The following is a 13,295-nucleotide window of genomic DNA, read 5'->3' as shown; positions in this document are numbered from 1 at the left end:
AGAAGGCCGGGCCCGGTAGGGGTGGCCGGCGGGCGAACGCCCGCCGGCCTATGACGAGGGTCGCTACGCGGAGGGCGGGGTCTCGACGACCCAGATGTGGTTGCCGTCGGGGTCGCGGCTGCCGAACATCAGCGGCGCGCCGGGCATCTCCATGAGGTCGTCGACGTCCACGCCGAGCGCCTTCAGGCGCTCGTGCTCGCCGCGCACGTCCGACGTCTCGACGCCGATCGAGCCGCCGCCGGCCTCGCCGCCCATCGGCTCGTTCAGCGCGACGCGGGCAGTCGAGCCGGGCGGCGCCACCTCGAGCCAGCGGTTCTCGCCCTCGGGCCCGAACCGCACGTCGGCCCGGACCTCGTAGCCGAGCTTCTCGGTGTAGAAGGCCAGCGCCGCGTCGACGTCGTTGACCGCGAACATCGTGACGCCGATGTTCGTGACGGTGGTGGGGGAATGCGTGAGATCGCTCATGCCGACGTAGACCATCGCACTCCGCCGAACTCATCGCACAGGGGGATTCTCCCTCCTCACACGACGCGATCGCGGCCGGCGCGCTTGGCCTCGTAGAGCCGCCGGTCGGCCTGCTCGAGCAGCGCGTCGCCATCGACCGCCTCGCCCGGCGTCGCCGTCGCGATGCCCGCGCTGGCGGTCACGCGGAGGTCGGTGCCGAGACGCAGCCACTGCTCGTCGCGCAGCATCCCCAGGAGCCGCTCGCACACCGTGTGCGCCGCGCCGGCGTCCGTGTCGGGCATGAGCAGCACGAACTCCTCGCCGCCCGACCGCGCGACGGTGTCGGTCGCGCGGACCACCGCGGCGAGCATCACGCCGACGCGGGCGAGCACCTGGTCGCCGCCGCGGTGGCCGTAGGCGTCGTTGATCGCCTTGAAGCGGTCGAGGTCGAACACCGCGACGCTGAACGGCGCGGCCGGCGGATCGGCGCGCAGCTCCTCGAGGCGGGCGAGCAGGTGGCGCCGGTTGTGCAGCCCGGTGAGCGGGTCGCGGATCAGCACCTCCTCGAGCTCGCGGTTCTTCGCCGCCAGCGCGTCGACGCGGTCGCGGGCGGCCTTCGCCTCCTGCGTCGCGCGCTCGAAGCCGACCTGCAGCTCGGTCAGCTCGCGCAGGACCTGGCGCTCGAGCGCGGCGCCCTGCGCCAGCGCCTCGTACGCCTCCTCGAGGTGGCCGGCCTCGCGCAGCGCGGTGGCGACGGTCTCGAGGATCATGCTGCGCGCCTGCGGGAGGTGGTCGCCGAGGCGTTCGAGCGCGCGGGCGCCGGACTGCTGCGCGTCGTGCGGCCGGCCGAGCGCGAGCAGCGCCTGCACCTCGATGCGCACCGTCATCCCGAACACGTACGGGTTCGGCCGGTCCATGGACAGCAGGTGGCGCAGCGCGTCCTCGGCCTCGGCGAGCGCGTCGGCGTGGCGGCCCGTGCGCAGCCGCAGCTCCGCCCGCGTGCAGTGGACGACCGCCTCGCCCAGGCGGGTGGAGCCGTCGACCGCGTCGAGCAGCTCGAGCGCGCGGTCCAGCTCGGCGTCGGCCCCGGCCGGGTCGCCGGAGACCATGAGGTGGTGCGCGCGGTCGTTGCGCGACAGCGCCTCCTGCCAGCGGTCGCCGAGCTCCTCGCTGAGGTCGATGAGGCGGTCAAGCTCCGCGATCCAGCCCGGCGCCTCGAGGTTGCCGAGCACGAGGCAGGCCGCGCGGCGCGCGAAGACCCGCAGCCGGGTGTCGCCCAGCTCGTCCGACAGCGCGATCGCCCGCGTCGCGTACCGCAGCGCCTCGGTGTACGCGCCCGCGAAGAAGCTGAGCTGCGCCTCGAACGCCGCCACCTCGAGCTGCGCCCCGCGGTCGTCGCCGCGCTGCGCGCTCTCGTCCGCCGCCGCGGCGAGCCGGAACGCGCCCGCCAGGTCGCCCCGGTTGAGCGTGACGATGCCCTGCAGCGCGAGCGCCCTCGCCCGCAAGGGCTCGAGGTCGCCCGCGCGCGCGTGCTCGAGCGCCCGCGCCGCCGCGGCCCACGCCGCCGCGGGGTCCTCCCAGTGGCCGTCGCGCGCGTCGGCCAGCTCACGGTCGATCGCCGTGAGGTCGGGCTCCATGCCCGTGGACGCCATCAGAACCGGAAGATGCGGAAGGTGAAGGCGAGCGCGTTCGGCTTGCTGAGCCGCGGCCCGGCGTTGACGTAGAAGACGTAGTTGCCCGGCGTGCGGGTGCGCGGGGCGACGACGGCGCGCCGCGAGATGAAGCCGCACGCGTTCGCGCGCCCGACGCGGAAGCGCCTGAGGACCTTCGACGAGCCCTGCTTCGTGATGAACCCGTAGAGCGTCTTGCCGGCGAACGCGCGGCCGGCCGAGGCGCGGATGAGGCGCGGCTTGCGCGGGTTGACGGGCTTGGCGGCGATGGTGATCGCGATGTTCGTCACCTTCGCCGTCGCGACCGGTACCTCCGCGCCGTCGCCGCCGAAGTCCTGGATCGTGAACTGCAGCGACTCGCCCTTGGACGGGTTGATCGAGCCCGAGGGCATCGTCACGCCGTCGATCTGCGCGGTCGCGTTGCCGTCGAGGTCGAACGTCCCCGCCGTCGAGCCGACCGCGCCGTTGCGGCCGTTGGCGGTGAGGATGAAGTCGGCGTTCGGCGTGCCGCCCGTGATCGTCGCGATGATCGGCTCGGACCCCTTGCCCGGCAGGTGCGCGTAGCAGCCGCGGTCGAGCGTGACGACGGGCGCCGCCCACGCGCCGGCGGCGGTGACCATCAGGGCTGCGCAGGCGAGAGCGGGGGCGAGGAGCGGACGGACGGCGTGGAGCATGCGCCGACCCTACCGGCGGCCGGGGCGGAGGTGACACGGACCTGGACGGCGTTGTAGGCGGCGTTGCCGGTGAGGCGGTCGACGACGGACGGGTCGGTGATGTCGTTGACGCTCGCGCCGGCCTTGGCCGCCGCGCGCGACCAGCCGACGCCGGCGCGGTGGTGGCCGAAGCCGTGGGGGATCGAGACGACGCCGGCGCGCATCTCGTCGCTGACCTCGAGCGGCACCTCGATGCTGCCGACGGCCGAGGTCACGCGCACGCGCTGGCCGTCCTCGAGGCCGCGCGCGGCGGCGTCGTCGGGGTGCAGCAGCGCCGTGCAGCGGTCGTCGCCCTTCATCAGCCGCGGGCTGTTGTGCAGCCACGAGTTGTTCGACCGCAGCTGGCGGCGGCCGATGAGCGTGAGGTCGAAGCCGTCGCCCATCGCGGCGTCGCGCCCGGCGGCGAGCTCCTCGAGCCGGTTCGCCTCGGCGACGAACGCGGGCGGCGCGAGCTGCACGCGCTTGTCTTTCGTGCGCAGGGCGCCGGGCAGGCGCGGCTCGAGCGGGCCGAGGTCGACGCCGTGCTCGGCCGCCTTGACCTTGCCCATCGTCAGGCCGCGCAGCGGCCCGCGCTTGAGCAGCCCGTACGGCCCGGTGCGCAGGCCCACGTCGACGAGCCGCTCCGCCGTCGCGAGGCCGACGACCGCGCGCAGCGCGCGGTTGCGCGCCTCGCCGAGGACGCCGTGGCCGATCCGGGCGGCGAGCGCCATGAGGATCTGCCAGTCGGTCTTGCCGTCCTCCGGCGCGGGCAGTGCGGCCGGGTTGTAGCGGACGAAGTTGCGCACCCCGACGAGCGGGAACACGACGTCGACGTCGGACCGCTCGAGCTGCGCGACCGGCGGCAGGATGACGTCGGCGTGGCGGCTCGTCTCGGTCACGTACATGTCGACCGACACGAGGAAGTCGAGCTGCGCCATCGCCTCGTCCAGGCGCGCGCCGCCGGGCGCCGACAGCACCGGGTTGCCCGCGTAGACCACCATCCCGCGGACCTGGCCCTTGCCCGGCGTGAGGATCTCGTCGGCGAGGCCCGCGACCGGCAGCTCGTCGAGGTAGCCGGGCAGGCCGCTGACGCGCTGCGGCTCGCGCTCCCACGTCCGGGTGCCGCCGAGCAGCAGGTCGAGCAGCGGCAGCGCGTCGACCGCGGGCTGCGGGAACATCGCGCCGCCCGGCCGGTCGAAGTTGCCGGTCACCGCGTTGAGCACATCGATGAGCCAGTGCGTGAGCGTCCCGGTCTCCTGCTGGCAGACGCCGACGCGGCCGTACGCGACGGCGCTCGGCGCCGTGGCGAACTCGCGCGCGAGGCGCTTGATCGTGCGGGCGTCGACGCCGGCGTGGGGCGCGGCGCGGCGGGGCGGCCACGCGGCGACGAGCGCGCGCAGGTCGCCGAGCCCGTCGGTGTGGCCCGCAAGCCGGCCGAGGTCGTCGAGGCCCTCGTCGAAGATCGTGTGGAGCATCCCGAGCAGCAGCCAGGGATCGCCGCCGGGGCGGACCTGAACGTGCTCGGACGCGTGCTTGACCGTCTCGGTGCGCCGCGGGTCGATGACGACGACCGTGCCGCCGCGCTCGCGGATCGCCTTGAGCCGGTGCCGCGCGCCCGGCGCGGTCATGAGCGACCCGTTCGACACCGCCGGGTTCGCGCCGATCACGAGCATGTGGTCGGTGCGGTCGACGTCGGGGATCGGGAAGAGCGCGAAGTGCCCGAGGACCTCGTGCGAGACGCGGTGCTGGGGCAGCTGGTCGGCGGACGTGGCGGAGTAGTTGTTGCGTGAGCCGATGAGCTTGCGCAGCACGGCCGCGGCGATGACGGACGACGAGTGGGCGCCGGGGTTGCCGAGGTAGGTGGCGATCGCGTCCTTGCCGTGCGCCGCGCGGACGCGCTTGAGCCCGTCGGCGGCCAGCGTCAGCGCCTCGTCCCAGGCGATCGGCACGAACGCGTTGCCGATGCGCTTGACCGGCGTGCGCAGCCGGTCGGGGTCGGCCTGGAGATCCGCGAGCGCGGCGGCCTTCGGGCAGATGTAGCCCTTCGACATGACGTCGTCGGGATCGCCCGTGATGCGTACGACGCGCGCGTCCTCGACCTCGACGCGGATGCCGCAGTGGGCCTCGCACAGCGTGCAGACCCGATGGACCGTGTCCGTCACCCGGTCAGCGTACGCCCATCCGCCGCAGCCGTGCGGCGAACGACGTGATGTTCCGCACGTACGCCTGCGTCTCGGCGTACGGCGGCACACCGCCGTAACGGGCGACCGCGTTGGGGCCCGCGTTGTAGGCGGCGAGCGCGAGCCGCGTGCTGCGGAACCGCACGAGCTGCGCCTTGAGGTACCGCGCGCCGCCGGAGAGGTTCTGCGCGGGGTCGAACGAGTTGCGGACGCCCAGGCCGCGGGCGGTGGCGGGCATGAGCTGGGTCAGGCCCCGCGCCCCCGCCGGGCTCTTGGCCCGCGCGTTGTAGCGCGACTCCTGCCAGACGAGGGCGGTGAAGAGGGCGACCGAGAGGCCGTTGCGGCGGGCGGTGGAGGCGATGAGCGCGCCGTACGGGACGTTCGCTGCGCGGCCGGACGTCGTGCGCTGCGGCGCCGGGCGCTTCGGCGGCTTCGGCGTGCGCCTCTTGGCCGGCCGCGGCGTCGTCTCGACGGTCGCGGGCTCGTCGGCGCCCATCCACCACGGGTCGCCGCCCTCCTCGTCGTCCTGCTCGACCTCGGTCGGCGACGGGACGCCGATCGCGTGGTCGGCGGCCTCCTCCTGCGCGGCCTGGTCCCACGCGTCGTAGGTGGACGAGGCGCTCGCTGCGGCCGGAGCGGCGGCGAAGGCGAGCAGGGAGAGGAGAAGAGCGGTGGGGAAGCGGAGGGTCACGACAACCAGGCCATCGGAGCCTGACCGCGAGTCATGAGCGGTCGGGCCGAGACCGGCCCCTGATCTGGACGATCAGCCGAGATCAGGGGCGTCGGGCGCGGGGGATGAGGCGGGGAGGGGACGCCCTCGGCCGGGGCCGAGGGCGTCGGGGGCGTTGCGGCTAGCTCCGGCCCCAGCGGCCATGGCCGCGGTCGTCATCGGACGCGTCGTCGTCGCCGAAGACGAACGAGGGGAGCGCCGGCGCGTCGGCAGCGGCGTCCGTGTCGCCGTCGCCGGCGTCATCGTCGGCGGTGTCCTCGTCGTCCTGGTCCCAGAGGGTCTCGAGGCGCGACTGGGCCGCTTCCTGCGTGGCGGCGATGCGCTTCAGGGCCTCGGCGAGCGCGGCGTCGGCGGCGGCGCTGACCTGGTCGTCCTCGCGGACCTCCTGGAGGTCGCCGAGCTCCTCGTCGGCGTCGTCGTCGACCTGCGTGAGGAAGCCCTCGAAGTCGGCGAGGTCGTCCTCGCCGAGGGCGGAGACGCCGCCGCCGATCTGGTCACGGCCGTCGAGCGCGGCGGTGAGCGTCGTGTTCAGGGCGTCGACCACATCGCCGTCCTGGCCGTCGTAGAGGCCGGCGACCTCGAGGATCACGTCGTGCTGGACGCGCACGACGGCCGTCGCGACGGCGGGGCCGTGGTTGCCGTCCAGCCGGCGCTTGGCCGCGCGGACGGCGGCGGCGAGGTTGCGGCGGGTGGCGTTCAGCGTGCTGACGGCGCGGGCGGTCTCACCGTCGTCGATGCGCTCCTCGACGCGTGCGAGCGAGCGCTGCGTGCGCTGAAGCGGCTGGGCGACGCGCGACGGCAGCGCGTCGGCGTGGCGGTGATGGCCGGACCAGGGGCGGCCGTGGGCGGAAGCGGTTCCGGGAAGCGCGAGGACGGTGCACGAGAGCACCGCCGCGCACGTGATGTTGCGAAGCGGCATGGGCCGGACATCGGCGGAGCCTCGTGAGCCTGAAGCGATCCGCCGTCAGTCCGGACGCACCGTCCGCCGCGCTGGCGGTGACGCGCCAGAGGGGCTCCCGGGCGTCACGCCTTGATGGCGAGGAGCGAGATGCTGTGGGCGCCGTACTTCTCGCTCGTCTTGCGCGCGCGGTCGCTGGCGAAGTCGTACGAGTTCTCGCGGATCGCCTCGAGCCGCAGGCCGGCCGCGGCGAGGTCGTCGAGGTAGGTGTCGCGCTGGCCGGCGCCGGCGATGCAGGCGGCCCAGAGATCGGGCTGCGCGGCGGTGCGAAGCGCGATAGGGCGCTCGGTGACGATGTCCGAGAGCGCGAGGCGCCCGCCGCGGCGCAGGACGCGGGCGGCCTCGGCGAAGACGGCGCGCTTGTCGGGCGAGAGGTTGACGACGCCGTTGGAGATGACGACGTCGAACGAGGCGCCGGGGAACGGCAGCCGCTCGATGCGCGACTCGACGAAGCCCACGTGCCCGCCGGGGCTCAGCCGGCGCGCGTTGGCGAGCTGCTCGGGCGTGATGTCGACGCCGACGACGGCGCCGCGCGTCCCGACCTTCACGGCCGCCGCGAACGCGTCCATCCCCGAGCCGCTGCCGAGGTCGAGCACGCGCTCGCCCACCCGCAGCTCGGCGAGGTCGAGGTGATGGCCGACGCCGGCGAAAGAGCGGACGGCCTCCTGCGGGAGCGCGTCGAGCAGCTCGGCGGAGTAGCCGAGCGCCTCGGCCAGCGGGCGGCCGGTGGGGAAGTGCAGGCCGGTGGCGGTGCCGCTCGCGACGTCGCGGTACATCGCGGTGATCTTGCGGTCGAGCTCGTCGCGGTCGAGCTCCTCGAGACGGGTGGTGGTCATGGCGGCGACGCTACGTCCGGCCCCACCCCGATGGCTACGGCGGGTTGCCGTCGTCTTTGCGCTGTGGTTGGGTCGGCACGTGGCACCCGGAGGAGCTCCGATCATCGGCCGCGAGGCGGAGCTCGGCACGATCACGCGGTTCGTCGAGGGGAACGGGCGCGGCGGCGCGCTCGTGCTCGCCGGCGAGGCGGGCGCGGGCAAGACGACGCTGTGGGAGGCGGGCGTCGAGGCGGCGCGGGCGGCCGGACGCCACGTGCTCGGCGCGCGCGTCAGCGGCGCCGAGACACGGCTGTCGTTCGTGACGCTGCACGACCTGCTCGAGGACGTCGACCGCTCGCTGTTCGACGACCTGCCCGAGCCGCAGCGCCGCGCGCTCGACGTCGCGCTGCTGGAGGCCGAGCCCGGCGCCGACCCGCCCGAGCTGCGCGCCGTCGGCATCGCGCTGCTCGGCGTCCTGCGCGCGGCTGCCGCCCGCCAGCCGCTGCTCGTCGCGATCGACGACGTCCAGTGGCTCGACAGCGCGTCCGCCGACGCCATCGGGTTCGCCGCGCGCCGGCTGGCCACGGGCCCGGAGGTGCTGCTCCTGCTGGCCGAGCGCGCCGGCGAGGACGGCGGCGCGGCCCTGCCCGTCGCCACCGAGCGGATCGACGTCGGCGCGCTCGAGGCCTCCGCGATCCGGCGGCTCATCGCCGACCGCCTCGGCCTCGACGTGCCGCGCCACGTGCTCGCCGACGTCATGGCCGCGTCGGGCGGCAACCCGCTCTTCGCGCTCGAGGTCGGCCGGATGCTGCAGGAGCGCGGCGTGCCGGCGGTCGGCGAGGCGCTCGTCGTCCCGGCGGTGGTCGACGAGCTCGTCGGCGAGCGGCTCGCGACGCTGCCGCCCGAGGTCCGCCGCGTCGTCCTCGCCGCGGCGCTCGGGTTCCTGCGCCGCGCCGAGCTGCGCCACGTCGCGGACGAGCCGGCCATCCTCGCCGCGCTCGACAGCGGCGCCGTGGTGCTCGACGGCGAGCGCGTGCGGCTCGCACACCCGCTGCTCGGCGCCGCCGCGATCGGCGCCGCCTCGGGCGAGGAGCAGCGCGCGATGCACCTGACGCTCGGCGAGGCGGCGATCGACGACGTCCGCGCGGCCTACCACCTCGCGCGCGCCGCCGAGCGCCCCGACGAGGCGCTCGCCGCGCGCGTCGAGCAGGCGGCGGCGCGGGCCTCCGCCCGCGGCGCGTTCCAGGACGCGGCCGACCTCGCAGAGCACGCGCTGCGCCTCACGCCGCCGGGCTCCCACGCGCGCGCCGGTCGCGTGCTGGCGCTCGGCGAGCACCTGCTGCACGCCGGCCACGACGACCGGCTGACCGAGCTGCTCGAGGCCGAGCTGCCGACGCTGCCGCGCGGCGAGCTGCGCGTCCGCGCGCACCTGCTGCTCAACGAGGGCGGCCACACGAACTCCGTCGCGCAGCACATCGCACGGGTCCAGCGCGCGTTCGAGGAGGCGGGCGGCGACCCCGTCCTCGCGGCGCCCGCCCTCGCCGACATGGCGACCGTCATGGCCGTCGCCGCGGTGGAGCGGCTCGCGATCGCACAGCAGCTCGCCGAGGACGCGCTCGCCGCCACCGAGCCCGGGACGGACGTCGAGCGCGTGGCGCTGCGCGCGCTGGCCTGGACTCGCGGCCTGCGCGGGCTGCCGATCGACGACCTCGTCGAGCGCGCCGCCGAGAGCGGGAGCCGGGTCGGCCACATCTGGGTGTCGCTGGACCGCATCGCGGCGATCCGCCTGGCCTGGCGCGGCGAGCTGCAGGCCGCCCGCCACGCGCTCCAGCCGCTGCTGCGCGACGCGCTGGAGAAGGGCGAGGCGTGGGGGATGGTGGTCGTCGGCGTGCACCTCGCCGAGATCGAGCTGCGCGCCGGCGACTGGGACGCGGCGCAGGAGGCGCTCGACCAGTGGCTGACCGACGAGGTCCGCGTCTACGCGCCGGTGCGCGAGCGCGTCGCGGCGCTCATCGCCGCCGGCCGCGGCGACCGCGAGGAGACGGAGCGCGCGGCCGCCGAGGCGATGGTCATGATCGAGGCGAACGGCATCACCTGGGACCGCCTCGAGGTGCTGCGCGCGCGGGGCGTCGCCGCGCTCGCCGCGCGCGAGCCGGGCCGCGCCGTCGAGCACCTGCGCGAGGCGTGGCAGCGCGTGACGAACGAGGGCGTCGACGAGCCGGGCGTCTTCCCGGTCGGCCCCGAGCTGGTCGAGGCGCTCGTCGAGCTGGAGGACCTCGCGGGCGCGCGCGTCGTCACCGAGCGCCTCGGCCGCCTCGCCGAGGAGCAGGAGCACCCATGGGGACGGCTCGCCGCCCGCCGCTCGCGCGCGCTGCTGAAGGCCGCCGAGGGCGAGGCCGTGGCCGACGAGCTGCGGGCGGTCGCGCGCGAGCAGCTGTCGCTCGACCACCGCTTCGACGCCGCGCGCACCGTGCTCGCGCTGGGGCGGGCCGAGCGCCGGGCCCGCCGGTGGGCGGCCGCCCGCGAAGCGCTCGAGGACGCCGCCGGGCGCTTCAGGGCGCTCGGGTCGCCGGGGTGGGAGGAGCAGGCGCGCACCGAGCTCGAGCGCGTCGGGGGCCGCCGGCCGCGCACCGACCCCGACCAGCTCACGCCCGCGGAGCGCCGCGTCGTCGAGCTCGCGGCCGAGGGCCGGTCGAACAAGGCGATCGCGCAGACGCTCGTGGTCTCGATCAACACGGTCGAAGGCCATCTCACGCGCGCCTACGCGAAGCTCGGCGTGCGGTCGCGCGCGGAGCTCGCCACGCGCTTCTCCGGGCCGCCCGGAGACTGAAAAGACAGGGGGATCCCGCCGTTTCGGCCGGGGTGGGGGCGTCCGTAGCGTCGCCGCCCATGCTCACCCCCCGCGCCACCGCCCCCCTCGCGGCGCTCGTCCTGCTCGCGGCCCTGCACGCCGCACCGAGCTCCGCCGCGACGCTGACCGCCCCCACGACCGCGATCCTCACCGGAACCCCGTCGCTCCAGGCCGCCCTGCCGGCGCCGGTCGGCCCCTCGTACGCCACCGGCGAGGCGATCAGCGACGACGGCAAGCGCGTCGTGTTCTCCTCCTCCTCGGACGGCCTGCTCGCCGGCGACGACGACACCATCGAGAACGTCTACGTCAAGGACCTGGCCAGCCGCCAGGTCACGCTGCTCAGCCGCGAGACCGGCGTCGCGGGCGCCGTCAGCCACGAGGACTGCTACGACCCGGCGATCAGCGGCGACGGCAAGGTCGTCGCGTTCACGTGCGAGAGCGACCTCGACCCGAGCGACACCAACGGCAAGGCCGACGTCTACGTCCGCGTGCTCGCCACCGGGGTGACGGAGCTCGTCAGCCGGAGCATGCTGACCGGCGCCGCCGCCTCGAACGGGGCGACCGATCCGACGATCAACAAGGACGGCCGCTACATCGCGTTCACGTCCACGAGCCGGCTCGCGTCGTTCGGCGAGGAGGGCCTGCGCATGGCCTACCGCCGCGACCGCAGCCAGCAGGAGACCGTCGCCGTCAGCCGCGATCCCGTGGGCGGGGCGTCGCTGGCCTTCGCGGCGAACGAGCCGTCGATCTCCGACGACGGCATGCGCGTCGCGGTGGTCACGTACGCCGGCCTCGCGTCGAACGTCGACGTCAACGGCCAGCAGGACGTCTACGTCCGCGACCTCGCCGCCAACACGACGACGTGGGCGAGCCGCGCGCCCGGCAACGGCCCCGCCGGCAACGGCGAGTCCTACGCGCCGGCGATCGCCGGCAACGGGTCGTCCGTCGCGTTCGAGTCGCGTGCGAGCAACTTCGCCGAGGAGGACAGCGACGCGACGCCGGACGTCTACTGGCGGTCGCTGACCGCCGGCGGCAACACGGCGCTCGTGAACATGGACTTCGCGACCGCCCAGCGGTACGCCCACGCGACGGCGCCGGCCATCGACGCGACCGGCAACCGCGTCGCGTTCGTCCTGCACCGGACGGGGCCGGACGCCGCCGACGCAAGCGACGTCGCCGACGCCTACGTGCGCGACCTGACGAGCGGCACGCTGACGCTGGTCAGCCGCGCGACGGGCGAGACCGGGGCGGCGCTCAACGACGAGGCGGAGGCCGTCGCGCTGACCGGCGACGGGACCGCGGCCGCCGTCTCGCTGGGCCGCGGCCGGGGCGTGCCCGGCGCCGACCCGCGCCAGCCGACGGTCGTCACCCGCGGCTCGGACGGGCCGTTCGTGACGACGCACGTCACCCGGCCGTTCGAGACGCTGGAGCCCGGGCTCGCGCCCGCGCCGTTCGCCAACGAGGGCGGGACGACGAAGGAGCTGACGCTGAGCGCCGACGGCCGCTTCGCGGCGTTCACGTCGGACGCGCCGGGGCTCGGCCTGCCCGCCGACGCGGCGATGGGCGTCTTCGTCCGCGACCGCGTCACCGGTGACGTCACGCTCGTCAGCCGCCGTCCCGACGGCGCGCCGTTCACCGGCGAGCTGGTCGCGCCGCTCATCAGCGCGGACGGTCGCGTGGTCGCCTTCACGGCTCAGGGCCAGGCGTGGGTGCGCGACCTCGCCGCCGGCACGACGACGCTCGCCAGCCGCGGCGACGGCCCCGCCGGCGCCGAGGGGAACGCGGCGTCGCGGGCGACGTCGATCGACGACGACGGCAGCCGCGTCGCGTTCATGACGAGCGCGACCAACCTCGGCGACGGCGACGCCGACGCCATCATCGACGTCCACGTCCGCGACCTCGCCGCCGGCCGCACGCTGCTCGCGAGCCGCGCGGACGGCGCCGAGGGCGCCAAGGGCAACCAGAGCTCGACGTTCGGCCAGCTGAACGGCGCCGGCACCAGGGTCGCCTTCCTGTCCGCGGCGGCGAACCTCGGGGACGGCGACGCCGACGCGCGCCAGGACGTCCACCTGCGCGACCTCGAGGCCGGCACTACGCGGCTCGTCGACACGACGCCCGCGGGCAAGGCCGACGCGGACGCCTCGTCGTCCATCTCGATCGACGCGGGCGGCGACCGCATCGCGTTCGCCAGCACCGCCACGAACCTCGGCGCGCCCGGCACGGACCGGAAGGTCTTCGTGCGCGACATGGAGAGCGGCGCGATCACGCCGGTCGAGACCGGCGCCTCCGACCCCGTGCTGTCCTCCGACGGCCGGTACGTCGCCTTCCGCGCAAGTGGCCGCGTCCACTTGCGCGACCTCGCGACCGGGGCGACGGAGCTGATCTCCCGCAACGGCGATGCCGTCGCCTCGTTCGCGGGGGTGCACGACGTCACCGCCGGCGGCGGGTGCGTCGCCTTCGGGACGAACGACGGCCTGATCGGCGACCGCAGCGACTACCAGCAGGTGTACCTGCGCGTCCTGGCTGACGACTGCGCGCCGCGCAACGCGCCGCCCGCCGGTGCGAACGGCGGTGCCGGCGGCCCCGTCGCGCCGACGAGCGATCCGCGCAGCGCGCGCGACACGACCGCCCCGGTGCTGAGCCGCGTCAGGCTGCAGCGCAAGCGCTTCCGCGGCGGCACGACCCTGCGGTTCCGCTCGTCCGAGGCGGCGACGCTGACCGTCACGATCGAACGCCGCCGTGCCGGCCGCCGCGCGTCGTTCAAGCGCCGCGGCACGATCACCCGCCGGATCAAGAAGGGCAACGGCCGCCTGGCCATCACGGGCAAGGTCCGCGGCCGGCGGCTCGCCCCCGGCAAGTACCGGCTCGTGCTGCGCGCCCGCGACGCGGCCGGCAACCAGTCCAAGCGCATCGCGCGCCCGTTCGCGCTGCTGCCCCGCTAGCGGAGGAAGAGAC

At 75.5% G+C, this 13,295-nt stretch carries 9 protein-coding genes; 2 read left to right on the top strand and 7 right to left on the bottom strand.

What is annotated here, in order from left to right; all coding sequences use genetic code 11:
- Positions 1–63: 63 nt before the first annotated feature.
- The 7 genes from AC1UE4_RS13135 to AC1UE4_RS13105 all read right to left on the bottom strand — a co-directional run bounded on the left by AC1UE4_RS13135 (position 64) and on the right by AC1UE4_RS13105 (position 7,510).
- Positions 64–465 carry a VOC family protein gene (locus tag AC1UE4_RS13135; RefSeq protein ID WP_482917680.1) on the bottom strand — a complete coding sequence of 134 codons (402 nt, stop codon included), beginning with the start codon at positions 463–465 and terminating at the stop codon, positions 64–66.
- Positions 466–521: 56 nt separating this feature from the next.
- Positions 522–2,081: a GGDEF domain-containing protein gene (locus tag AC1UE4_RS13130; protein ID WP_482917679.1), complete on the bottom strand. Its 1,560-nt coding sequence runs from the start codon at positions 2,079–2,081 to the stop codon at positions 522–524.
- 14 nt (positions 2,082–2,095) lie between these two features.
- Positions 2,096–2,788, bottom strand: coding sequence for a hypothetical protein (locus AC1UE4_RS13125; RefSeq protein WP_482917678.1), 693 nt, complete (start codon positions 2,786–2,788; stop codon positions 2,096–2,098).
- On the bottom strand, positions 2,734–4,968 hold the full coding sequence (locus AC1UE4_RS13120) for a molybdopterin oxidoreductase family protein (RefSeq protein ID WP_482917677.1): 2,235 nt from the start codon (positions 4,966–4,968) through the stop codon (positions 2,734–2,736). The genes AC1UE4_RS13125 and AC1UE4_RS13120 overlap by 55 nt, the downstream gene beginning before the upstream one ends.
- Positions 4,969–4,972: 4 nt before the next feature.
- Positions 4,973–5,677 (bottom strand): lytic transglycosylase domain-containing protein, encoded by a 705-nt coding sequence (locus tag AC1UE4_RS13115; protein ID WP_482917676.1) that lies wholly within the window; start codon positions 5,675–5,677, stop codon positions 4,973–4,975.
- A 160-nt stretch (positions 5,678–5,837) separates the two neighbouring features.
- Positions 5,838–6,635 carry a hypothetical protein gene (locus AC1UE4_RS13110; protein ID WP_482917675.1) on the bottom strand — a complete coding sequence of 266 codons (798 nt, stop codon included), beginning with the start codon at positions 6,633–6,635 and terminating at the stop codon, positions 5,838–5,840.
- A gap of 104 nt (positions 6,636–6,739) precedes the next feature.
- Positions 6,740–7,510, bottom strand: a complete 771-nt coding sequence (locus AC1UE4_RS13105; protein WP_482917674.1) for a methyltransferase domain-containing protein — start codon at positions 7,508–7,510, stop codon at positions 6,740–6,742.
- 79 nt (positions 7,511–7,589) lie between these two features.
- Between AC1UE4_RS13105 and AC1UE4_RS13100 the strand changes: the two genes are divergently transcribed.
- Positions 7,590–10,319 (top strand): ATP-binding protein, encoded by a 2,730-nt coding sequence (locus AC1UE4_RS13100; RefSeq protein WP_482917673.1) that lies wholly within the window; start codon positions 7,590–7,592, stop codon positions 10,317–10,319.
- A 59-nt stretch (positions 10,320–10,378) separates the two neighbouring features.
- Positions 10,379–13,282, top strand: coding sequence for a TolB-like translocation protein (locus tag AC1UE4_RS13095; RefSeq protein WP_482917672.1), 2,904 nt, complete (start codon positions 10,379–10,381; stop codon positions 13,280–13,282).
- The last annotated feature ends 13 nt before the right edge of the window (positions 13,283–13,295 follow it).

It is taken from the genome of Parviterribacter kavangonensis (assembly GCF_056863335.1).
Note: the sequence above shows the minus strand (reverse complement) of the source record. Positions and strands in the feature narration are given on the sequence as shown.